General features: G+C 72.9%; 20 protein-coding genes and 1 pseudogene. 10 read left to right on the plus strand and 11 right to left on the minus strand.

The window, feature by feature from the left end; genetic code table 11:
* Positions 1-15: 15 nt before the first annotated feature.
* The 4 genes from ACZ3ZD_RS29510 to ACZ3ZD_RS29525 are packed head-to-tail and all read right to left on the minus strand — an operon-like array spanning position 16 to position 3,589.
* Entirely contained in the window at positions 16-660 is a 645-nt protein-coding gene (locus ACZ3ZD_RS29510) for a response regulator (protein WP_467403661.1), read from the minus strand.
* On the minus strand, positions 650-1,900 hold the full coding sequence (locus tag ACZ3ZD_RS29515; protein WP_467403665.1) for a sensor histidine kinase: 1,251 nt from the start codon (positions 1,898-1,900) through the stop codon (positions 650-652). The genes ACZ3ZD_RS29510 and ACZ3ZD_RS29515 overlap by 11 nt, the downstream gene beginning before the upstream one ends.
* A 25-nt stretch (positions 1,901-1,925) precedes the next feature.
* Positions 1,926-2,660, minus strand: a complete 735-nt coding sequence (locus tag ACZ3ZD_RS29520; protein WP_467403669.1) for an ABC transporter permease — start codon at positions 2,658-2,660, stop codon at positions 1,926-1,928.
* Positions 2,657-3,589, minus strand: a complete 933-nt coding sequence (locus ACZ3ZD_RS29525; protein WP_467403671.1) for an ABC transporter ATP-binding protein — start codon at positions 3,587-3,589, stop codon at positions 2,657-2,659. Before ACZ3ZD_RS29525 ends, ACZ3ZD_RS29520 begins: the two co-directional genes overlap by 4 nt.
* Positions 3,590-3,785: 196 nt before the next feature.
* Between ACZ3ZD_RS29525 and ACZ3ZD_RS29530 the strand changes: the two genes are divergently transcribed.
* Together ACZ3ZD_RS29530 and ACZ3ZD_RS29535 are read left to right on the plus strand one after the other, a co-directional pair.
* Entirely contained in the window at positions 3,786-5,567 is a 1,782-nt protein-coding gene (locus tag ACZ3ZD_RS29530) for an ABC transporter ATP-binding protein (protein WP_467403676.1), read from the plus strand.
* Entirely contained in the window at positions 5,564-7,423 is a 1,860-nt protein-coding gene (locus ACZ3ZD_RS29535) for an ABC transporter ATP-binding protein (RefSeq protein WP_467403679.1), read from the plus strand. The genes ACZ3ZD_RS29530 and ACZ3ZD_RS29535 overlap by 4 nt, the downstream gene beginning before the upstream one ends.
* A gap of 28 nt (positions 7,424-7,451) precedes the next feature.
* Here the strand turns inward: ACZ3ZD_RS29535 and ACZ3ZD_RS29540 are convergent, their stop codons facing one another.
* The 5 genes and pseudogenes from ACZ3ZD_RS29540 to glgX all read right to left on the minus strand — a co-directional run bounded on the left by ACZ3ZD_RS29540 (position 7,452) and on the right by glgX (position 13,133).
* Positions 7,452-8,690: a hypothetical protein gene (locus ACZ3ZD_RS29540; RefSeq protein WP_467403682.1), complete on the minus strand. Its 1,239-nt coding sequence runs from the start codon at positions 8,688-8,690 to the stop codon at positions 7,452-7,454.
* A 23-nt stretch (positions 8,691-8,713) separates the two neighbouring features.
* Positions 8,714-9,502, minus strand: a pseudogene (locus tag ACZ3ZD_RS29545) (dolichyl-phosphate beta-glucosyltransferase); the annotation flags it as partial.
* A gap of 91 nt (positions 9,503-9,593) precedes the next feature.
* Entirely contained in the window at positions 9,594-10,169 is a 576-nt protein-coding gene (locus tag ACZ3ZD_RS29550) for a hypothetical protein (protein WP_467403686.1), read from the minus strand.
* A 91-nt stretch (positions 10,170-10,260) separates the two neighbouring features.
* Positions 10,261-10,767 (minus strand): SigE family RNA polymerase sigma factor, encoded by a 507-nt coding sequence (locus ACZ3ZD_RS29555; RefSeq protein ID WP_467403688.1) that lies wholly within the window; start codon positions 10,765-10,767, stop codon positions 10,261-10,263.
* Between the two features lie 122 nt (positions 10,768-10,889).
* Positions 10,890-13,133 (minus strand): glycogen debranching protein GlgX, encoded by a 2,244-nt coding sequence (gene glgX / locus ACZ3ZD_RS29560; protein ID WP_467403691.1) that lies wholly within the window; start codon positions 13,131-13,133, stop codon positions 10,890-10,892.
* Between the two features lie 221 nt (positions 13,134-13,354).
* Between glgX and ACZ3ZD_RS29565 the strand changes: the two genes are divergently transcribed.
* From ACZ3ZD_RS29565 to ACZ3ZD_RS29600, 8 genes are all read left to right on the plus strand, one after another.
* Positions 13,355-14,578 carry a L,D-transpeptidase gene (locus ACZ3ZD_RS29565; protein ID WP_467403693.1) on the plus strand — a complete coding sequence of 408 codons (1,224 nt, stop codon included), beginning with the start codon at positions 13,355-13,357 and terminating at the stop codon, positions 14,576-14,578.
* A 155-nt stretch (positions 14,579-14,733) separates the two neighbouring features.
* Entirely contained in the window at positions 14,734-15,966 is a 1,233-nt protein-coding gene (locus tag ACZ3ZD_RS29570; RefSeq protein WP_467403697.1) for a L,D-transpeptidase, read from the plus strand.
* 82 nt (positions 15,967-16,048) lie between these two features.
* Complete coding sequence (locus ACZ3ZD_RS29575; RefSeq protein WP_467403701.1) at positions 16,049-16,816, plus strand: enoyl-CoA hydratase/isomerase family protein; 768 nt, start codon at positions 16,049-16,051, stop codon at positions 16,814-16,816.
* A 193-nt stretch (positions 16,817-17,009) separates the two neighbouring features.
* Positions 17,010-17,618 (plus strand): ATP-binding protein, encoded by a 609-nt coding sequence (locus tag ACZ3ZD_RS29580; RefSeq protein ID WP_467403707.1) that lies wholly within the window; start codon positions 17,010-17,012, stop codon positions 17,616-17,618.
* Positions 17,619-17,693: 75 nt separating this feature from the next.
* Positions 17,694-18,485: a polysaccharide deacetylase family protein gene (locus ACZ3ZD_RS29585; protein WP_467403710.1), complete on the plus strand. Its 792-nt coding sequence runs from the start codon at positions 17,694-17,696 to the stop codon at positions 18,483-18,485.
* On the plus strand, positions 18,485-19,669 hold the full coding sequence (locus ACZ3ZD_RS29590) for a YncE family protein (protein ID WP_467403715.1): 1,185 nt from the start codon (positions 18,485-18,487) through the stop codon (positions 19,667-19,669). Before ACZ3ZD_RS29585 ends, ACZ3ZD_RS29590 begins: the two co-directional genes overlap by 1 nt.
* 110 nt (positions 19,670-19,779) lie before the next feature.
* Entirely contained in the window at positions 19,780-19,992 is a 213-nt protein-coding gene (locus ACZ3ZD_RS29595) for an EF-hand domain-containing protein (RefSeq protein ID WP_225823344.1), read from the plus strand.
* A 161-nt stretch (positions 19,993-20,153) separates the two neighbouring features.
* Positions 20,154-20,816, plus strand: coding sequence for an NADPH-dependent F420 reductase (locus tag ACZ3ZD_RS29600; protein ID WP_467403720.1), 663 nt, complete (start codon positions 20,154-20,156; stop codon positions 20,814-20,816).
* A 29-nt stretch (positions 20,817-20,845) separates the two neighbouring features.
* Here ACZ3ZD_RS29600 and ACZ3ZD_RS29605 read toward each other — a convergent pair whose 3' ends face one another.
* Both ACZ3ZD_RS29605 and ACZ3ZD_RS29610 read right to left on the minus strand, forming a co-directional pair.
* The gene (locus ACZ3ZD_RS29605; RefSeq protein ID WP_467403723.1) at positions 20,846-21,400 is read right to left on the minus strand and encodes a glycoside hydrolase family 25 protein; all 555 of its coding nucleotides are present in this window, start codon (positions 21,398-21,400) and stop codon (positions 20,846-20,848) included.
* Positions 21,401-21,436: 36 nt separating this feature from the next.
* Positions 21,437-22,468 carry a phosphatidylinositol-specific phospholipase C domain-containing protein gene (locus ACZ3ZD_RS29610; protein ID WP_467403725.1) on the minus strand — a complete coding sequence of 344 codons (1,032 nt, stop codon included), beginning with the start codon at positions 22,466-22,468 and terminating at the stop codon, positions 21,437-21,439.
* Positions 22,469-22,720: the final 252 nt, after the last annotated feature.

Consider the following 22,720-nt stretch of genomic DNA (forward strand, 5'->3'; position numbering starts at 1 on the left):
ACGACGGGGCCCGGGTCAGCCCAGGATCCCCCGGTCGTACCCCACCGCCACGGCCGCCGCCCGGTCGTTGACGCCCAGCTTGGCGTACAGGTGGGTGAGGTGGGTCTTGACGGTCGCCTCGCTGATGAACAGCTGACGGGCGATCTCGCGGTTCGAGGTGCCCCTGGCGACCAGGACCAGCACCTCGCGCTCGCGGGCCGACAGCGGCTCGGTGCCGGGCCGGCGCGGGGCGCGCACGGCGTGGACCAGGCGGGAGGCGACGGCCGGGGAGAGGACCGTACGGCCCTCGGCGGCGGCGCGGACGGCGGTGAACAGCTCGTCGCGCGGGGCGTCCTTGAGGAGGTAGCCCGTCGCGCCCGCCTCGATCGCGGGAAGCGTGTCGGAGTCGGTGTCGTAGGTGGTGAGGACCAGCACCTTCGCGCGGGCCCCGCGCCGGGTCAGCTCGCGGATGGCCTCCACGCCGGAGCCGCCGGGCATCCGCAGGTCCATCAGGATCACGTCCGGGTCCAGGGCCGCGGCCCGGTCGACCGCCTCCCGGCCGTTCGCGGCCTCGCCGAGCACGGTGAAGCCCGGCGCGGAGTCGAACATGCCGCGCAGGCCGTCGCGGACCACCGGGTGGTCGTCGACGATCAACAGGGAGACGGAGGCGTCAGCGGTCATCGCGCACCAACGGTACGCGAGCCGACACCGCCGTGCCGTGCCCCGGCTCCGCCTCGACGGTGAGCGAACCCGCGATGCGCTCGGCCCGGGCCCGCATCCCGTCCAGGCCGAACCCCCCGGCGCGGGTGCGCTCCGGTACGGCGGCCGGGTCGAAGCCGGTGCCGTCGTCGCGGACGTCCAGGGTGACCTCGTCGCCCATGAAGGACAGGGTCACCCCCACGCGGGTCGCGCGGGCGTGCCGGGCCGCGTTGGACAGCGCCTCCTGGGCGATGCGCAGCAGCGTCGCCGAGACCTCGTCGTGCAGCTGCTCGGCGGTACCGGTGACGGTGAACTCCGCGCGCGTCCCGGTGCGCTCGCCCCATTCGGCGACCGTCTTCTCCAGCGCCTCGGGCAGTCCGTCGGCGGCCAGGGCGACCGGGGTGAGGTTGTGCACCGAGCGGCGGGCCTCGCCGAGGCTGTGCCGGGCCAGCGCGGAGGCCCGCTCCAGGTGGGTGCGGGCGGTCGTCAGGTCGGGGGCGTTCGCCACCACCTGGAGCTGGGCGATGATCCCGGTCAGGCCCTGGGCGATGGTGTCGTGGATCTCGGCGGCCAGCCGGCGCCGCTCGTCCGCGACGCCCGCCTCACGTGCCTGGACGAGGAGTTGGGCGTGGAGGGCGGCGTTCTCGTCCAGCGCCTGCTGCAACGCCGTGTTGGTGCGCTCCAGTTCGCCGATGGTCTCGGCCTGCACCAGCGAACGGGCCTGCTCCTGCAGGGCGTACCGGGTGAACACGGTGACCATGCCGACGTTGACGGCGAGGACCAGGAAGAAGCCGACCCACAGGACGAGCCCGTGCGGCGGCCAGCCGCCGATCTCGCTGCCGGACATGGTGACGGCGGTCAGGACGAGCCCCGGCATCACCAGCCGGCGGGGCAGCTCACGGGCCGTGGTGTAGTAGCCGGTCACGGCGTAGAAGGCGAAGAACGGGTTGGCCCAGGTCAGCACGAAGGCGATGGCCCAGCGCAGCAGGTAGAGGAGGACACCGGTGCGGCTCGGGTCCGGCCGCTTCCGTTTCATCCTCCCCCAGTACAGCTGCAGCACGACGGCCGCGGGTACGAGGACGGCGGCGACGATCCTCCCGGCCCGGCCCATGCCGGTCAGCGGGGCGGAGATCGCCGCCGCGACCACGCCGACGGCCAGCAGCGCCCAGGGCCCCCACGTGTCGAAGGAGGCCCGGGGCTGGTGCTGCACCGCGTTCGTCATCCGACCAGTGTCCGGCACGGCCCCCTCACTCCCAGCGGAACCAGCGCGCCGCCGCCGCGGTCAGCAGCACCGTCCAGGCCGCGAGCACTCCCAGGTGCCCCCAGCCGGGCCAGTCGCCGGCGGCCGCCTCCCCCAGCGCGCGGGCCGCCGCGCCGAACGGGGTCAGCTGGACCACGCGGGCCAGCGTGTGCGGCATCTCCTGCACCGGCAGCCACACGCCCGCGCAGAACATCATCGGGAAGAACACCGCCGAGCCGATCGCACCCGCGATCTTCGTGGTGCGGGACAGCGCCGAGACGACGGAGCCCAGTGCCAGGGCCGCCGTGGCCGCGAGCAGCAGCGCCAGCAGGTACCCGCCCGGCTGCTCGGGCAACCTCACGTCGAAGGCGAGCCGGCCGACGACGAGCGCGAGCAGCGCCGAGGCCAGCGCCACCGTGCCCTGCACGACCATCTGCGCCGACAGCAGCGCCGAGGGCCGCACCGGGGTGAGCCGCATTCGGCGCAGGATGCCCCGCTCACGGTGGCCGGTGAGGACCTGGGGCAGCGACTGCACACCGGACATGATCAGGGCGATCAGTACCGCGATGGGCACGTAGGCGTCGACCGGCCGCAGCCCGCCGAGGGACTTGTCGGCCTCCCGGAACGAGGGGATCGAGCCGAGGATCACCAGCAGCAGCGTCGGGAACAGGAAGATCCAGAACACGGCGCCGGGCTCGCGGCGGAACAGGCGGAACTCGGTGCGCAGGACGGCGGTGTTCATACGGTGGCCTCCTTGGTCCGGTCGTCGGTCCGGTCGTCGGTCAGGTCGAGGAACGCGTCGTCGAGGGTGGCGTCCAGGACGCGGAGCTGATGGGCGGTGACGCGGTGCCGGGCGAGCAGGGTGATGACCGCGTTCACGGTCTCGTCGGTGCCGGACAGCGTGATCCGGCCGTCCCTGTGCTCGACCGAGGCCAGCGCCGGGAGCGCGGCGAGTTCACGGTCGTCCAGCGGCGCGGAAGGGGTGAAGCTGATGACGGTGGCGCCCGCCGAGCGGCGGATCAGCCCGGCCGGGGTGTCCAGCGCCGCGACCCGCCCCTTGTCGATGACCGCGATACGGTCGCACAGGCGCTGCGCCTCCTCCATGAAGTGGGTGACGAGCAGCACGGTGACCCCGCTCGCGCGGACGTCCTCGATGAGCTGCCAGGTGTCGCGGCGGGCGCGCGGGTCGAGGCCGGTGGTCAGCTCGTCCAGCACCACCACCCGCGGGCGGCCGATCAGCGCCAGCGCGATGAACAGGCGCTGCCGCTGCCCGCCGGACAGCCTGCCGAACCGGGTGCCGAGCTTCGCCGTCAGACCGAGGCGTTCGGCGAGCGGCCGCCAGTCGGCGGGGCGGGAGTAGAAGGCGGCGTACAGCTCCAGCGCCTCCCGCACGGTGAGTTTGGGCTGCAGTTCGCTCTGCTGGAGCTGGGCGCCGAGGATCTCCGCGACCTCGTCGTGGTCGGCGACCGGGTCGTACCCGTCGACCCGGACCCGGCCGCCGTCGGGGACCCGCAGCCCCTCGACGCACTCCACGGTGGTGGTCTTGCCGGCGCCGTTGGGGCCGAGGATCCCGAAGATCTCGCCCTCCTCGACGGCGAAGGAGACGCCGTCGACGACGGTCCGGCCGCCGTACGACTTGCGCAGATCGGTGACTTCGATGACGGATGGCATGCCTTGAGAATCCCGTGCGGGCGGCCCTCGGCACATCGGCCGGCCCGCTCGAAGCGGCATCGTCCGATCGGTTGACGCCCGGCTACGACCCCCGCGTCCGGACGCTCGAACACCCAGGTCGTAGGACCTGCGACGGACCCGGGTCCGGCCGAAACCCGGTGGGCGATGTCGGTGCCGGTCCGTACGCTCGCGGTTGATGACCTCGACACGTGCAACCACCGACCGTTCCGCCGTCCGCGCCCTGCTGCGGCTGTGGCCGTACGTCCGCCCGGTCCGCGCCCGGCTGTTCACCGCCGCGTTCGTCGCGGTCGTCGCCTCCTGTACGGGCCTGGTGATCCCGCTCGTCCTGAAGTGGCTGGTGGACGGGCCGGTCGCCGACCGCGACCCGGCGGGCGTGTGGCTCGGCGCGCTGTACCTGCTGCTGCTCGGGATCGCCGAGGCGGTCCTGTTCGGCATACGGCGCTGGCTCGTGGCGCGGCCGCTCTCCCACGTCGAGGCGGAGATGCGGGCGGACCTGTACCGGCGGCTGCAACGGCTGCCGGTCGCCTTCCACGACCGCTGGGCCTCCGGTCAGCTGCTCTCCCGGGGCACGACCGACCTGATGCTGCTGCGCATGTTCCTCGCCTTCCCGCTGACGTTCCTGCTCGTCAACGGCGTCACCATCGTGGTCGGCGTGGTCATCATGCTGGCGCAGGACTGGGTGCTGGGCCTGGTCATCCTCGGGCCCGCCGTCCCCGTGCTGTGGACCTGCGTGATCTTCGAACGGCGGTACGCCGAGGTGGCGCGCCGCGCCCAGGACCAGGTCGGCGACCTGACGACGCTGGTCGAGGAGAGCGTGCTCGGCATCCGGGTCGTCAAGGGCTTCGGCCGGCACCGCAGCCAGGCCCGCGCCTTCCGCGCCCTGTCGGTCCGGCTGCGCGGCACGGAACTGCGCAAGGCGCGGCTGCTGGCCACCATCTGGGGCGTCATCGTGACCCTGCCCGAGGTGGCCATCGGCGCGGCGCTGGTGCTGGGCGCGGTCCGGGTGGCCGACGGCGAGCTGTCCGCGGGCACGCTGGTCGCGTTCCTCAGCACGGCCCTCGCGCTGCGCTGGCCGGTCGACTCGATCGGCTTCCTGCTGGCGATGAGCCAGGAGGCGGCGACCGCGACCGAACGGTACTTCGAGGTACGGGACGAGGAACCGGAGGAGCCGTCGGCCGCCGGTGGGCACGCGCCCCCGCGCGCGAAGGGCGTGCCCGGGCTCCGGTTCGAGGACGTCTCCTTCCGCTACCCCGACGCGCCCCCCGGCTCCCCGCCCCTCCTCACCGGCATCGACCTGCACATCCACCCCGGCGAGTCCATGGCCCTCGTGGGGGCCACCGGCAGCGGCAAGACGACCCTCACCGCGCTCGTCCCCCGGCTGCACGAGGTCACCTCGGGCCGGATCACCCTGGACGGCGTGGACATCACCGCGATGTCCCGCGAGGAACTGCGCACGAAGGTCGCCGTCGCCTTCGAGGAACCCACCCTGTTCTCGGCGAGCGTCGGCGAGAACGTCCTCATGGGCGCCCCCGCCGACGCCGGCCGGCCGGAACTCGACCGGGCCCTGGCCATCGCGCAGGCCGACTTCGCGCACGCGCTCCCGCAGGGCACCGACACCCGCGTCGGCGAGCAGGGCCTCAGCCTCTCCGGCGGCCAGCGGCAGCGCCTGGCACTGGCCCGCGCGGTCGTCGGCCGGCCCCGGTTCCTGGTGCTGGACGACCCGCTGTCCGCCCTGGACGTGCACACCGAGGCCGCCGTGGAGGCCGCGCTGCGCCGGGTCCTCGCCGACACCACCGCCCTGATCGTGGCCCACCGCCCGTCCACGGTGCTGCTCGCCGACCGGGTCGCCCTGCTCTCCGGCGGCCGGATCGCCGCCGTCGGCACCCACCAGGAACTGCTGCGCCACAACGCCGAGTACGCCCACCTGATGTCCGGGGAACAGGAGGACTCCCGTTGACCAGCACGACCGCCGCCACCCCCGCCGTCGCCGACGACGACCCCGGCCGCCCCCGGGACAGCGGCGGCGACCCCTTCGACCGGGACGTGCTGCCCACCCCGCCCGGCGCCACCGCCGCCCTGCTGCGCTCGCTGCTCGCGCCCATGAAGGCCCGGGTCGCCCTCACCACGCTCCTGCTGCTGCTCCAGCAGGCGGCGGTGCAGGCGGGACCGCTGCTGGTGGCGTACGCCATCGACAGGGCCGTACCGGCGTTCCGCGACGACCGGCACGGCCCGCTGCTCGCGGTCGGCGCCGGCTATCTGCTGTGCGCCCTCGCCTCGGGCGGGCTGCAGTTCGCGTTCATCCAGACCTCCGCGCGGGTCAGCCAGGACGTGCTGCTGGACCTGCGGGGGCGGATCTTCCGGCACGCGCAGGCGCTCAGCGTCGACTTCCACGAGCGGTACACCTCCGGCAGGCTGATCTCCCGGTCCACCACGGACGTCGAGTCGCTGCGCGAACTCCTCGACGAGGGGCTCCAGGAGCTGGTGACCGTCATCCTGTCCTTCGTCTCCATCTCGGCGATGCTGCTGTGGCTGGACCTCGGCCTCGGCGCGGTCGCGGTGGCGTCCTTCGGGCCGCTGTACCTGCTGGTCCGGCTCTACCGGCGGCGCGCGGGGCGGGTGTACCAGAAGCGGTCCACGGCGATCGCCGCGGTGATCGTGAAGTTCGTGGAGACGATGAACGGGATCCGCCCGGTGCGCGCCTTCCGCCGGGAGGCCGCCAACGACGCCGAGTTCGCGGTGCTGAACCGCCGGCACGAACGCACCAACGGGGACGCGCTGCTGGAGATGGCCCGCTATGTGGTCGGCTCGCGGCTGGTGGCCAACACGGCGGTCGCGGCGATCGTGCTCTGGGGCGCCTACCGGGTGGCGTCCGGCTCGCTGGAGCTGGGTGTGCTGGCGGCGGCGGTGCTCTATCTGCGCCGGCTGTACGACCCGATCGACCGGCTCGGCATGTTCCTGAACTCCTTCCAGTCGGCCGCCGCCTCCCTGGAGAAGATCGCCGGGCTGCTGGCCCAGACGCCGTCCGTGCCGGAACCGGACCAGCCGCGCGAACTCCCCCCGCCGAAGGGCCGGATCCCGGGGCGGGAGGTCGTCTTCGACGGGGTCCGGTTCGGTTACCGCACCGGCGGCGAGGTGCTGCCCCGCTTCGACCTCACCCTGCCCGCCGGGCAGACGGTCGCGGTCGTCGGCTCCACCGGCGCGGGCAAGTCCACCCTGGCCAAGCTGCTCGCCCGCTTCTACGACCCCTCCGGCGGGCGGGTGCTGCTGGACGGCGTGGACCTGCGCGAGCTGCCGGTGCCCGAGCTGCGGCGCGGGGTGGTCATGGTGACGCAGGAGGCGTTCCTGTTCTCCGGCACGGTCGCCGACAACATCGCGATCGGCCGGCCCGAGGCCACCCGGGAGGAGATCGAGCAGGCCGCGAAGGCGATCGGCGCACACGAGTTCATCAGCGCCCTGCCCGACGGCTACGACACCGACGTCCGCAAGCGCGGCGGCCGCATCTCCGCCGGGCAGCGCCAACTGGTGGCGTTCGCGCGGGCGTTGCTCGCCGACCCGGCGGTGCTGATCCTGGACGAGGCGACCAGCTCGCTGGACGTGCCGGGGGAGCGGGCGGTGCAGCGGGCGATGGCGACGGTACTGAAGGGACGTACCGCGGTGGTGATCGCGCACCGGCTGTCCACGGTGGAGATCGCGGACCGGGTGCTGGTGATGGAGCACGGCCGCATCGTCGAGGACGGCCCCCCGGCCGAACTCATCGCCGGCACCGGCCGCTTCGCCGACCTCCACCGCGCCTGGCGCGACAGCCTGGCCTAGCGGACGACCTCCCCCCGGCCACCGCGGATCACGGCACCCCCAGTTCGAACAGCACGTACCCGGCGTACGAGCCGGAGGCCAGGGCCGCGATGCCCAGCAGCGTGCACAGCACGGGCAGGCTCAGTCGGCGCAGGGCGACCGCGAGCGGCAGGAACAGCGGGAAGCAGGGCAGCAGATAGCGGGAGACGTTCGCGAAGATCTGCTGGCTGCCCAGGACCAGGGCGAGCGTGAGCACGGTGTACACGACCAGCACGGCCGGCGGGCGCAGCCGCAGCACCAGCAGCAGCAGCGCGAAGGCCAGCAGGACCACGCCGACCCCGACGACGTCCGCGAAGGGGTAGGCGAACAGGTACGTGAAGTGGCCCACCGGCACGGACGTCAGCACGTCCAGGGTCTGCTCGCCGTAGTCGAAGCTGTGCGCCCACGCGCCCGACTGGAGCTTGAAGTAGCCGCCCAGGTCGCCCATGCGGTTGCCGACCCACAGCAGATAGCCGAGCAGCCCCATCGGGGCCACGGCCAGGGCCAGCAGCGGACGCAGCGGGTGCTCCTCGCGGCGGCGCAGCGAGAGCAGCGCGGCCACGCCGAGCGCGGCGATCAGCGCGGCGGCCGTGGGCCGGTTGAGGCCGGCCGCGAAGGTGAGCACACCGGCGGTGAGCCAGCGGCGGCCCATGACGGCGTGGCAGGCCCACACGGCCAGGGCCACGTACAGGGAGTCGGAGTACACCGCCCACTCCACGCCCGACCCCGGCCACACCGCCCACAGCCCGGCCGCCGCCAGCCCGGCCCGCCGGCCGCCGAACCGCTCGGCGACGGCGTACACACCGAGGGCGGCGGCGAAGGACGCGACGATCGCGACCAGCAGCCCGGCGCCGTACGCGCCGAGGCCGGTGACCTCGCTGGTCAGCCGCATCAGCGCCGGGTACAGCGGGAAGAACGCCGCCGAGTTGCCCTCCAGCGTGATCAGGCCGGTCGCGCCCGGCACCGGGACCAGCTTCGGGTCGTAGCCGTGCAGCGCGACCTGCTGGTACCACCAGCCGTCCCAGGTGGCCAGCACGTCCCAGGCGTGCGCGCCGCCACCGAAGCGGGGGTCCCTGCCGTGGAAGTCCCCGGCCGAGGACAGCAGATACAGGAAGGAGCAGAAACCGGCCAGCTTCACCGTGCCGAACAGGGCGAGGACCGGACCGTGCCGGCGGGCGGCGGCCCGGAACCGGGAGACGGGCGCCGGGCCGGGCGGCGCGGTGCGTATGCCGGGCAGGGTCGCGGTCACCGGACCACCGGCCCGGGCCGGCGGCGGGCCAGGGTGCGCCGCATCCGCACGATCCCGCGCAGGTCCGCCAGCGCGGTGGCGAGGATGTCGACGCTGCTGTCCGGGTCGTCCACCCAGTCCACCGGCACCTCGTGGATCCTGAGCCCGGCCCGCTCGGCGAGCACCAGCAGCTCGGTGTCGAAGAACCACTCCCCGTCCCGTACCAGCGGCAGCAGCCGCTCGGCGGCCTCCCGCCGGACCGCCTTGAAACCGCACTGCGCGTCGGAGAAGCCGACGGCGAGCGTGCACCGCAGCAGGACGTTGTAACACCGGGAGACGACCTCCCGCTTGGTTCCGCGCACCACCCGCGCGCCCGGCGCCAGCCGGGTGCCGATGGCCAGGTCGGAGTGGCCCGAGAGGAGCGGGGCGACCAGCGGCAGCAGCGCGGTGAGCCCGGTGGACAGGTCCACGTCGAGATACGCCAGCACGGGCGCCCGGGATCCCGACCAGGCGGCCCGCAGCGCCCGGCCGCGGCCCTTGCGGGACAGCCGCAGCGAGGTCACCTCGGTCAGTTCGCCGGCCAGCCGGGCGGCGATGGCCGGGGTGCGGTCGGTGCTCGCGTTGTCGGCGATGGTGATCCGGAACGGGTAGGGGAAGGTGTCCCGCAGATACGCGTGCAGCCGCCGGACGTTGGGCTCCAGGTCCTTCTCCTCGTTGAACACCGGTACGGCCACGTCCAGGACGGGCTCCTCGCGGCCCGCCGGCGGCGGGGTGCGCCGGGGCGCGGGTGCCGCGGCCGGCGGTGGACTCGGCCGGCTGGGTCGGGTGAATATCACGTATTACCCCGTTTGTTCACAGAGGTCGGGCATGCCGAGGGCACGCGCGAGCGGATGGGAGTGGGCGGGAGCTGCCGGGACGCGCGGGCTAGCCGGTCGCGCCGATCGTCGACGAGGGCTCCTGTGACGGCGCGCCGGACTCGCTCACCGGCGCCGTGGCCGACGGGCTCGTCCCGCCGGACTGGGCGGTGGCCGTGGCCGGCGGCGGCTCCGAGGCGGTCGCCGTGGTGGTGCTCCCCGTGGTCGCCGGCGGCCCGGACGACGACCAGGAGTGGGTCGGTGTCCGGGAGTACGACGTCGCCGGGGACGTCACGGACGGCGGGGCGCTCGGCGAGTCGGTGGGTGACGGCGGCGGTGCCGTGCTCGGCGTGGGGGACGGGCTGACCGCGGGCCGGGGGTGCGGTGCCGTGGGCCGGTCGGCGGTGTGGCCGTGCGGCCACAGGAACAGCCCCAGACCGAGCCCGGCCACCGCCAGCACCGAACCGGCCGCCCGGCGCGCGGTGCGCACCCGGCGCCGGGCCCGCACACCGGCGCGCAGCGCCTCCCGGTGCCGGGCCTCGAAGGGCACCGGCTGCCCGGCGCGGTGCATGAGCTGCGCCAACTGCCGCTCGAAGGCGTCGGCACCGTCCGTCCGCCCCCCGGGCGTTCCGTCCAGCGGGTCCATACGGCGCGTCTCGTCCAAGCGGTCCGTTCGGTCCGTACCGTCGCTGCCATCCGTACGATCCGTGTGATCCATGCGGTCCATGGGCCCTCCCTCACCCCACCGGCTCGATGACGTCGGCCAGGAGCCGGCGCAGCCGGGCCACCCCGCGCGCGGCATGGGACCGGGCCGTGCCCACCGGGCAGCCCAGGGTCTCCGCGACCTGCCGGTCGGGCAGGTCCTGGTAGTAGCGCAGGACCACGGCGGCCCGCTGCTGCGGCGTCAGCTGGGCGAGCGCCGCCTCCAGCCGGGAGCGCTCCGCCACCGTCGCCGACATGTCACCGGCCGCCGCCACCTCGGGCAGCTGCTCCACCGGCCGCTCACCCCACCAGCGCCGCCGCGCCGAGCGGGCCGCGGCCCGCGCCAGCACCTTGCGCACATAGGCCTCCGGCGCCTCGTCGGCGACCTTCGGCCAGACGAACCACAGCTTGACCAAGGACTCCTGCAACAGGTCCTCGGCGCGATGCCGGTCACCTCCAGTGAGCAGACGGGCGAGATGGAACAACACCGACCAGCGGGCCGCCACGAACGCGTCGTACTCACCGGCCCCGGTCTGCTCCATTCCTCGGTCCCCGTTCTCGCCGGCTCTTCCTCCACCAGGGGTAAGGCCCTGGACCCCCGGGGACGCTGCACCCGCCGTGCGTGATCCGCGTCACGCACGGGACGCACCGGTGCCGCACCGGCTCAGGCGACCCGCAGCAGCAGCACCGCCCGGGCCGGCACCGTGATCTCCGCCCCCGCCCGGTGGACCGTACCGGGCGCCTGCGCCTGTTCCTCCACCGAGGTGTCCACGACCACCTCGTACCGCTCCGCCCACGGCGGCCCGGGCAGCACGAAGCCGGTCGGCCGGTCGCCGGCGTGCAGCACCGCGAGGAAGCTGTCGTCGACCACCGGCGCGCCCCGCTCGTCCCGGCCGGGGATGTCCCGCCCGGACAGGTACATCCCGAGCGTGGCGGCGGGCGCGTACCAGTCGCCCTCGGTCATCTCCGCGCCCCGCGCGGTGAACCAGGCCAGGTCCCGCAGCCCGTCCGCGGTCTGGGCGCGGCCGGAGAAGAAGGCCCGCCGGCGCAGCACCGGATGCCGGTGGCGCAGCGCGATCAGCCGGGCGGTCAGGTCGCACAGGGCCCGCCAGCCGGGCTCCTGGAGCAGCGACCAGTCCAGCCAGCCGATCTCGTTGTCCTGGCAGTAGGCGTTGTTGTTGCCGCGCTGGGTGCGGCCGAGTTCGTCGCCGGCGACCAGCATGGGCACGCCGGTGGACAGCAGCAGGGTCGTCAGCAGGTTGCGCAGCTGCCGGCGGCGCAGCGCGCGCACCCGCTCGTCCTCGCTCTCGCCCTCGACGCCGCAGTTCCAGGAGCGGTTGTCGTCGGTGCCGTCGCGGTTGTTCTCGCCGTTGGCCTCGTTGTGCTTGGTGCCGTACGACACCAGGTCGCGCAGGGTGAAACCGTCGTGCGCGGTGACGAAGTTGACGGAGGCGTAGGGGCGCCGGCCGCCCCAGGCGTACAGGTCGCTGGAGCCGGACAGGCGGTAGCCCATCTCGCGCACGTCGGGCAGGGCGCCCCGCCAGAAGTCCCGGACCGCGTTGCGGTAGCGGTCGTTCCACTCGGTCCACAGCGGCGGGAACGCGCCCACCTGGTAGCCGCCGGAGCCGATGTCCCACGGCTCGGCGATCAGCTTCACCCGGCGCAGCACCGGGTCCTGGGCGATGACCGCCAGGAACGGGGAGAGCATGTCGACGTCGTGCATGGAGCGGGCCAGCGCCGCCGCGAGGTCGAAGCGGAAGCCGTCCACGCCCATCTCGGTGACCCAGTAGCGCAGCGAGTCCGTGATCAGACGCAGCACCTGCGGCTGGACCACGTGCAGGGTGTTGCCGCAGCCGGTGTAGTCGGCGTACCGGCGGGCGTCGTCCTGGAGCCGGTAGTAGCCGCGGTTGTCGATGCCCTTCAGGGACAGCGTCGGCCCCAGCTCGCCCGCCTCCGCGGTGTGGTTGTAGACCACGTCGAGGATGACCTCGATGCCGGCCGCGTGCAGCGCGCGCACCATCCGCTTGAACTCGCCGACCTGCTGTCCGGCCGTACCGGAGGCCGCGTAGGCCGCGTGCGGGGCGAAGTAGCCGATGGAGTTGTAGCCCCAGTAGTTCCTCAGGCCCCGGCGCAGCAGGTGGTCCTCGTGCGCGAACTGGTGCACGGGCAGCAGCTCGACGGCCGTGACGCCGAGGCGCACCAGGTGCTCGATCGCGGCCGGGTGCGCCAGGCCCGCGTAGGTGCCGCGCAGCTCCTCGGGGATGCCGGGGTGCAGCCTGGTGAAACCCCGTACGTGCAGCTCGTAGATGACCGAGTCGGCCCAGGGCGTCTTGGGGCGGTGGTCGTCGGACCAGTCGTCGTCATCGTGGACGACGACGCCCTTCGGGACGTACGGCGCCGAGTCCCGCTCGTCGCGCACGGTGTCGGCGACCGACTGGTCCGGCCAGTCCCGCACGTGCCCGTACACCTCCGGCGGCAGGCCGAACTCGCCGTCCACGGCCCGGGCGTACGGGTCGAGCAGCAGCTTCGCCGGGTTCCAGCGGGCGCCGGTCCACGGGTCCCAGCGGCCCTCGACCCGGTAGCCGTACCGCTGTCCGGGCATCACGCCCGGCACGAAGCCGTGCCAGATCTCGTGCGTCAGCTCGGTCAGCGGGATCCGTGTCTCCCGGCCCTGTTCGTCGAACAGGCTGACCCGGACCGCCTCCGCGCCGGCCGCCCACAGCGCGAAGTTGGTGCCCGGCACCCCCTCCGGTCCGGTCCGGAACCGGGCGCCCAGCGGGGTCGGCGCACCCGGCCACACGGCCGGGACGGGCGGTACGGCCCGCCGGGGGCCGTTCACCGCCGCCGGTTGCCCGCTCCCGGCGGCCGGCTCCCCGGCCGGCGCCCGCTGCTCGGCTGCGCTCGTCACTGTCGGCCCCTTAGCTCGGTGGGCACGACCGAGGGGCGCGTCCGGCCGTGCCGAGCGGCCGGGGGAGCGTTCCGGCACCCCCGGCCGCCCGGTACGACTGCGCCCCGACGGCTCCGAGGCGGGCGCGGCGGCTCCCCGACGTGTCGTCCTTGCCTCTGTTCTGCCCAGCGCGCGGCTCGCACTCACGTTTCCCCGGAGCGTGCGCCGTCGTTGTGCCCCGTGTGAGGCACGTAACAGGACGCGCACGGCGCACGGCGGCCGCGCTGGCCGCCGCACTGACATGGGCGGGGCTGCTCGCGGGCTGCTCCGCGGACGGCTCCGGACCGCTGGGCATGGGCGGGGCACTGGGCGGGCCGCGGCCCCCCGAGGACGTCATCCGGGTGACCCCGAACGACGGCAGCAAGGCGGTACGCCCCGGCGACCGGCTGCGGGTACGGGTGCCCGGCGGGCGCCTGGAGAAGGTGACCGTGGTCAGGTCGCAGGACGCGCAGGACACCCCGGTCCCGGGGCGGGTCAGCGAGGACGGGCTGACCTGGCGGCCGGACGAGGACCGGCTGGCGCTGGCCGCCAAGTACACCGTCGACGCGGTCGCGCTGGACTCCCAGGGCCGCCGCTCGGCCCGGCACACCACGTTCACCACCTACGTCCCCGACCGGAGGTTCATCGCCTACGTCACCCCGGAGAACCGCGCCACCGTCGGCACCGGCATGATCGTCTCGCTCTCCTTCAGCCAGGAGATCACCGACCGCGCCGCCGTCGAACGCGCCGTCCGGGTCAGCGCGCGGCCCCCGGTCGAGATCCGCCCGCACTGGTTCGGCAAGGGCCGGCTGGACTTCCGTCCCGAGCACTACTGGAAACCGGGCACCGAGGTCACCGTCGACCTGGGCCTGCGGGACGTCGAGGGCGCCCGCGGGATCTACGGCCTGCAGGACCGGACCTTCTCCTTCACCGTCGGCCGCAGCCAGGTCTCGCTGGTCGACGCGGCCAAGCACACCATGGACGTACGGCGCGACGGGCAGCTCCTGGCCACCGTCCCCATCACCGCGGGCGCCCCCAAGCACCCGACCTACAACGGGAAGATGGTGGTGATGGACATGCTGGAGGTCACCCGCATGAACAGCCAGACCGTCGGCCTCGGCGCCGAGTACGACATCGCCGACGTCCCGCACGCCATGCGGCTCACCGAATCCGGCACCTTCCTGCACGGCAACTACTGGGCCACGGACGCCCCCGGACGGGTCAACATCAGCCACGGCTGCGTGGGTCTCGTGGACGTCAAGGGCGGCAGCTCGGACACCCCGGCCGGGTGGTTCTTCGACCGCAGCCTCGTCGGGGATGTCGTCGAGGTCGTCAACAGCAAGGACAAGACCGTCGCACCCGACAACGGCCTCGGCGGATGGAACATGGGCTGGAAGGAGTGGAAGGCCGGCAGCGCGGAGAAGTAACCAGGTGAGGGGCGGGGCGCCGGCGCGGGTGCCGGGCGGAAGTTGCGACGGAACGGTGACATTCGCCTGACACCCCGCTGAAAACCTGGCAGTTAATATGCGCGCACAACGTGGTGGGGAGCGGGCCTGGTCAGGGCCCGGCGAGGGGAGAACGAGTGAACGTGCGGCCTGTAGCGGGGGCGTCGGCTCGGGGGCGGCGAGGCCGTAGGGGACTGGCGGTCATAGCCGGCGCCCTGGTGCTGTCGCTCACCGCGTGCGGCGGGGGCGGCGGATCGGGGTCCGGTTCCGGGGACGGCAAGGGCGGGGACGGCGGCCGGAAGGACGCGCAGTCCGCGGCGGCGGTCAGCATCGCGCCGGAGTCCGGCGCCACCGGCGTCGACACCAGCGGCGCCCTGAAGGTCGGCGTCGCCCGGGGCAGGCTGACCGAGGTCACCGTCAAGGACGAGAAGGGCGCGAAGGTCGAGGGCGCCCTCACCGGGGGCGGCACGTCCTGGACGCCGTCCTCGCACCTGGCCGCGGCGACCAAGTACACCGTGCACGCGGTGGCGAAGGACAGCGAGGGCCGGGCGGCGGCCGAGGACTCCACCTTCACCACGCTCACCCCGAAGAACACCTTCGTCGGCTACTTCACCCCCGAGGACGGCTCCACCGTCGGCGTCGGCATGCCCTTCTCCATACGCTTCACCCGGGGCATCACCAGCCCCGACGCGGTCGAGAAGGCCGTCAGGATCACCACCGAGCCGGCCGTCGACGTCGAGGGCCACTGGTTCGGCAACGACCGCCTGGACTTCCGTCCCGAGAAGTACTGGAAGGCGGGCACCAAGGTCACCGTCGACCTCGACCTGGACGGTGTCGAGGGCCGTGACGGCGTCTACGGCAAGCAGCACAAGACCGTGCGGTTCACCATCGGCCGCAACCAGGTCTCCGTCGTGGACGCCAAGAAGCACACGATGAAGGTCACCCAGGACGGCAGGGTCGTCAGAACCCTCCCGGTCACCACCGGCAAGCCCGGCTACGAGACCTGGAACGGCCAGATGGTCATGAGCGAGAAGCTCGCCGTCACCCGCATGAACGGCGAGACGGTCGGCTACGGCGGCGAGTACGACATCAAGGACGTCCCGCACGCCATCCGCCTCACCAACTCCGGCACCTTCATCCACGGCAACTACTGGGGCGGCGACGCCTTCGGCAACTACAACGCCAGCCACGGCTGCGTGGGCCTGCGCGACGTCCGCGGCGGCTACGACGGCTCCGTCCCGGCCGCCTGGTTCTTCAGCCACTCGATGATCGGTGACGTGGTGGTCGTCAAGAACTCCCACGACGCCACGGTGGCCCCGGACAACGGCCTCAACGGCTGGAACATGTCGTGGGCGGCCTGGAAGAAGTGAACCCGCGGTGACGGCGGTGGTCCCGGTGCTGTGAGGAACGGCACCGGGACCACCGCCGTTAGTGGCCGTTAACCTGAGCCGCATGACCGTCACTCTGGAAGTCGCCGAAGGCGTCGGCACCCTGCGTCTGGACCGGCCGCCGATGAACGCGCTGGACATCGCCACCCAGGACCGGCTGAGGGAACTCGCCGAGGAGGCCACGCACCGCGACGACGTGCGCGCCGTGGTCATCTACGGCGGCGAGCGGGTGTTCGCGGCGGGCGCGGACATCAAGGAGATGCAGAACATGGACCATCCCGCGATGGTCCGGCGCTCCCGCGGCCTGCAGGACGCCTTCACCGCCGTGGCCCGCATCCCCAAGCCGGTCGTCGCGGCCATCACCGGCTACGCGCTCGGTGGCGGCTGCGAGCTGGCCCTCTGTGCCGACTACCGCATCGCCGCCGACAACGCCAAGCTCGGCCAGCCCGAGATCCTGCTCGGGCTGATCCCGGGCGCCGGCGGCACCCAGCGGCTGCCCCGGCTGGTCGGTCCCTCCAGGGCCAAGGACCTGATCTTCACCGGCCGTCAGGTCAAGGCCGACGAGGCCCTCGCCATCGGCCTGGTGGACCGGGTCGTCCCGGCCGCCGAGGTGTACGAGCAGGCGCACGCCTGGGCCGCGAGGCTCGCCCGGGGCCCGGCGATCGCGCTGCGCGCGGCCAAGGAGTCGGTCGACACCGGCCTGGAGACCGACATCGACACCGGGCTCGCCGTCGAACGGAACTGGTTCGCGGGCCTGTTCGCCACCGAGGACCGCGAGCGGGGCATGCGCAGCTTCGTCGAGGAGGGGCCGGGCAAGGCCGAGTTCGTCTGACCGTCAACGCGGTGCACGTCCGCCGACTCCCCCTGGACGGGGGGTAATTGGCGCCGCGTCACCTACGGCTACCTCGATGGGGCGGTTTATGGGAGCCTTAAGGCAGCCTTAAGCCTGCCTTGTCGAGGGAGCCTGTCGCTTGCCCGGAAGTGAGCCGTCTGCGCAGGTCAACCGGGTCGAGCCGGACATTGTGATGCCCACGGCATATGCCGGGCGCAGGACGTGGAACGGGGGCGTGCGGGGGGCGTATTCCTCCGGAACGGCCCCCAAGTCGGCTCCGGACGGCCATCATGGGGGCATGGCGGGGCTGGAGGGCATCGAACAGCCGCGGGGACACAGCCGTGCAGCCGCGGCGCGCTGGTCGCCCGCGGTCGAGGACGAACAGGCGCTCAAGGCGATCGAACTGTTCGGCAACCCGACGGAGGCGGAGGTCCCGCTGCCGTCCCGCCCCGAGTCCGCCGCCACCGCCCGCCGGCTGGCCCAGGTCGTCGTCCTGCGCACCTGGCGGCTCAGCCCCAAGCTGGCCGAGGACGCGGTCTTACTCGTGTCGGAACTCGTCGGCAACGCCGTGCGGCACACCGGCGCCCGGGTCTTCGGCCTGCGGATGCGCCGCCGCACCGGCTGGATCCGGGTCGAGGTCCGCGACCCCTCGCGCGGGCTGCCCTGCCTGATGCCGGTCCAGGAACTCGACGTCAGCGGGCGCGGACTGTTCCTGGTGGACAAGCTCGCCGACCGGTGGGGCGTCGACCTGCTGCCGCGCGGCAAGACCACCTGGTTCGAGATGCGGGTCGCGGACCGGTAGTACATCTCGGGCGCGGCGACCCGAAGCCGCTCCCAAGCGGGCTAATCGCCGGTTTTCTTACCAACCCGTCCTTAAATGGTGCGGGTGACCTCCACCCCCCGCCGAGACGTGCTGCGCGCCGGCGCCGGGCTCGTGGCCGGCGGTGCCCTCGCCGCCGGGTGCGATACCGGCCGGCCCGCCGCCCCGCCCCCCACACCGCCCCCCTCGTCCTCCGCGTCCCCCGCCACCCACCCCGCCACGGCCGCGGCTCCCCGCGCCTACCCCGGCAGCCCCGCCCAGATCACCCACGGCCCGCGCGACCGCCCCCGGGTGGCCCTCACCTTCCACGGCCAGGGCGACCCCGCCCTCGCCCGCGCCCTGCTCAGCACGGCCGAGCGGCACGGCGCCCGGCTCACCGTGCTCGCCGTCGGCACCTGGCTGGACGAGCACCCCGACATGGCCCGCCGGATCCTCGACGGCGGCCACGACCTCGGCAACCACACCCAGCGGCACATCGGCGTCAACACCCTGGCCGAGGCGGACGCCCGCCGGGAGATCACCGACTGCGCCGAGCGGCTCAAGCGGCTCACCGGCTCCATCGGCACCTGGTTCCGCCCCTCCCGAGCCCCGACCGCCTCCCCGCTCGTCGCCCGGCTGGCCCGCGCCGCCGGCTACCCGCACGTGCTGTCGTACGACGTCGACTCGCTCGACTACACCCGCCCCGGTGCCGCCGCCGTCACCCGTGAGGTCCTCGCCGGCGTGCGCAACGGATCGGTGGTGAGCCTGCACTTCGGCTACCCGGACACGGTCGCCGCCCTTCCCGACGTCCTGACCGAACTCGGCCGCCGCGGACTGCGCGCGGTCACCACCACGGAGCTGCTGAGCTGATGCGAAACACGAAAGCCGCCCGCCTGCTGGCCGCCGGTGCCGCCCTCACCGCCCTGACGCTGCTCTCCGCGTGCGGCGGCGGCGGGGACCACGAGAGCGAGGCCCTCGGCAGCAAGGCCCCGGTGCAGCCGCGGGTGGGAAAGCCGCGGGTGAACGTGCTGCCCGGGATGCCCCCGGTGCAGGACCCGGCCGACCTGTACGCCGCCGACCGGCCGAACCGGCTCTCGCCCGTGGTCCGGGACTTCCCCTCCCGGGTGTACGTGCCCAACACCAACTCCGACACCGTCACCGTCATCGACCCCGCGACCTACAAGGTCGTCCGGACCATCCCGGTCGGCCGCCAGCCCCAGCACGTCGTACCGTCCTGGGACCTGAAGACCCTCTGGGTCAACAACGACCTCGGCAACAGCCTCACCCCCATCGACCCGCGGACCGGCCGGGCCGGCAAGCCGGTCGCCGTGCACGACCCGTACAACCTGTACTTCACCCCGGACGGCAGATACGCGGTCGTCATGGCCTCCATGGACCGCGCGCTGGTGTTCCGGGACGCGCACACCATGAAGGTCGTCAAGTCCCTCCCGGTCACCTGTTACGGCGTCAACCACGCCGACTTCTCCATCGACGGCCGCTACTTCATCGTCTCCTGCGAGTTCAGCGGCGAGATCCTCAAGGTCGACACCGCGCGGATGAAGGTCGTCGCCCAGGAGAAACTGCCGTTCCGGGGCGCCATGCCGCAGGACGTCAAGATCTCCCCGGACGGCAAGCTGTTCTACATCGCCGACATGATGGCGAACGGGCTGTGGATCCTCGACGGGGACCGCTTCACCCGGCCCCGGTTCCTGGCCACCGGCAAGGGCGCCCACGGCCTCTACGTCAGCCGCGACTCCCGCGAGATGTACGTCTCCAACCGCGGCGAGGGCACCATCTCCGTCTTCGACTTCACCCAGGGCCGGCTCACCAGGAAGTGGCACCTGCCCGGCGGCGGCAGCCCCGACATGGGCGGGGTCTCCGCCGACGGCAGGGTCCTGTGGCTCTCCGGGCGCTACAACGCCGAGGTGTACGCCATCGACACCCGCACCGGCGCCCAGCTGGCCCGCATCAAGGTCGGCAGCGGCCCGCACGGCCTCGCCGTCTACCCCCAGCCGGGCCGCTACTCACTGGGGCACACCGGCATCTTCCGCTGACGCCCGCCACCGGCGAGGGCCGTGGCGTTCCGCTCCCGTGCGGGCCGTTAATCTGACCAGCGTCAGTACGCCAGCACGGCACGAGAAACACGAGCAAAAGGGGCGGATCGGTGGCGGACATCGAGGAAGCACGCAAGCAGTTCCAGCGGATCGACGCGGACGGTGACGGATTCATCACCGCGGCGGAGTTCAAGTCCGCCCTGGCGCAGCAGGGTGACTGGAACGTCACCGAGACGGTCGCCGAGGCCATCATCAAGTCCCGCGACCTCAACGGCGACAAGGTGCTGTCGTTCGACGAGTTCTGGACCTACCTGAACAAGTGACCCGAACGCGGCAGGGGGCGTCCCGCCCGGTCAGGGACGGGCTCCCCCTGTCGGCGTGGGGCGTCCGCCGTCCGGCGCAGGTGCGGAATACGGCACGGGGGCGGACGGTTGACCCGGGGGACCGAAGTATGCGTGTGCATCGACAGTTCGGAGGGTCGGCCATGAAGATCGGCATCATCGGCGCGGGCAACATCGGCGGCAACCTCACCCGGCGGCTCACCGCCCTCGGCCATGACGTCTCCGTCGCCAACTCCCGGGGCCCCGAGACGCTGCGGGAACTGGCCGAGGAGACCGGGGCCACCGCGGTCCGGGCCGAGGACGCGGCCAAGGGGGCCGAGGTGGTGGTCGTCACCGTTCCGCTGAAGGCGATCCCGGACCTGCCCGCGGGGCTGCTGGACGGCGCGGCCGAGGGAGCCGCGGTGATCGACACCGGCAACTACTACCCGCGGCAGCGCGACGGCCGGATCGCGGCCATCGAGGACGAGGGCCTCACCGAGAGCCGCTGGACCGAGCAGCACCTCGGCCACCCGGTGATCAAGGCCTTCAACGGCACCTACGCCCAGGACATCCTGGACCGGCACCGACCCGCGGGCGACCCCGACCGCATGGCCCTCCCCGTCGCCGGCGACGACGAGGCCGCCAAGCGGACCGTCCGCGCCCTGATCGACGAACTGGGCTTCGACACGGTCGACGCCGGCTCCCTCGCCGACTCCTGGCGCCAGCAGCCCGGCACCCCGGTCTACGGCCTGCGCGCCGGCACGGCCGCCGTGGAGAAGGCCCTGGCGGACGCCTCACCGGAACGCCCCGAGGACTTCCGGGCCTGACCCAGCCGCCCGGCCGTGGCCGCGGTCGCCTACAAGGTGGCCCACTCCTTCAGCGCCGCCTTGCTCGCGAAGTTCGCCACGTCCTTGTCGTGGGGCTCGCTGGTGTACTGGTGGAACCGCCACGGCGCCTTCACGCGCGGCTTGCCCGCGGTGACGTAGTCGGCGATCCACAACCCGTCCCCGGCGTAGGACGTGGTGTCGATGTCCAGCCAGAAGTGCCGGTTGCAGTAGAGCACGACCCGGTTGTGCGGCCGCAGCTCCTTCAGCTTGCGAAGGAAACGGTCCTTGTCCGCGTTGGTCGCGTGCGTGCCGTCACCCGTGGTCTCCCAGTCGACCGCGAGGATGTCGCCGGCGCGCTCGGGGGCGTGCGAGAGGAAGAACTCGGCCTGGGCGGTTGTGTCGCCGGGCCACAGGAAGTGGTAGAAACCGACGACCAGCCCGGCGTCGCGGGCGGTCTTCGTCTGCGCGGACAGCCGGGGGTTGACGTACGAACGGCCCTCCGTCGCCTTGATGAAGGCGAAGGAGAGGCCGTCCGTCCCGTACGAGGAGGACTGGAAGACGCTCACGTCGATGCCATGCAGCATGTGAGGCTTGTGCCCCGTGCGGCGCTGTCCGGAACCTCAGCTTCGGGTGGTCACCGAACTCAGCACCGACGCGGACTTCGCCGACCAGTCCGAGGTGATCAGGCTCGCGTGGTCCCGGGCCAGCAGGGCGAGCCGCGCGGCGACTTCGGCGTCCGTCGGGTTGGTGGAGGAGATCGCCGGGGACACGTTGTGGGCGTCCGTGGTGATGAGGATGTAGTGGTTCGCGGAGTAGAACGAGGTGTCGTAGCCGTTGTTCACGTACGTGGCCGCGTCACCGTCGAAGAAGACGAACCAGGGGCGGATCGAGGCGTCGTAGCGGCTGGTGCGCGGATCGCCGTTCGCCGCGCCGAGCACGGCCGGGAAGGCCTGCGCCGCCGAGATGTTCCCGGCCGCGGCGAGGTCGCGCAGGTGGTCGCCGTACTCCTCGTCCGTCCAGTAGTGGTCGAACGGGTTGGCCTGCTCCACCGTGCCCGGGATCAGGTCGAAGACGAACTTGCCCCGCAGGGAGTCCCGGCCGGCCCAGGCGTTGGCCTTCGCCGCCGCGTCCAGCGTGGGGTACGTCCCGCCGAGCAGGTCGACCGGCTTGTAGACGCTGCTGCCCAGCTTCTGCGCCACGAGCGTGTCGAACTCGTCCGGTCCGAGGCCCGCGTTGTTGTTGAAGCCGACCTTCATCTCGACCTTGACGAGGATCGGGGGGTGGTCGGGGTGGAGCTGGTTCCAGGCGGCCATGTTGTCCAGGCAGCTGCCGAGGTCCTGGTTGCGGCTCTTGCTGTACAGCTCGGCGGGGGTCTTCGCCGCCTCGCAGTTGTTGTCGTCGCCCAGCGGGTTGCTGTGGCTGACCCGCCAGCGGTGGTTGACGGTGTCGGCGTAGACGTCCAGTTCCAGCAGCGAGGCGCCGGAGTCCAGCGCCTGCGCGAAGTACGTGTACTTGGACTTGTCGTACGCGTTGTGCGTACCGATGGCCGTCGTCTCGGAGAACTTCGGCGACGCCGCCCGGGCGTTGCCCGGTGCCACCGCCAACAGGGCCGCGGCCCCTGCGAGTGCCGCGAGCCGTCTCGTTCCGCGCATCCCCGAACTTCCCTTCGCTGTGGCCGAGTTGACGGCAGCGTAGGGCCACGGGGTTACCGTGCGGTAGCCCCGGGAGGAACACGGGATGCGTCGAGCGCACGCGGCGCACCGGCGCGTGGCCGGGCCGCGCCGGGAAGAAATCCGAAAATCGGCAGGCGTGGTGTGGGGTGGTCGGGGTAGACGCGGGTTGCCGGACCAGGTGCCGGTGTGAGCGGGATCGATCGACTGGGAGGGGCTCATGATGGCGACGGC

The sequence above is a fragment of the Streptomyces sp. NPDC023481 genome (genome assembly GCF_055560195.1).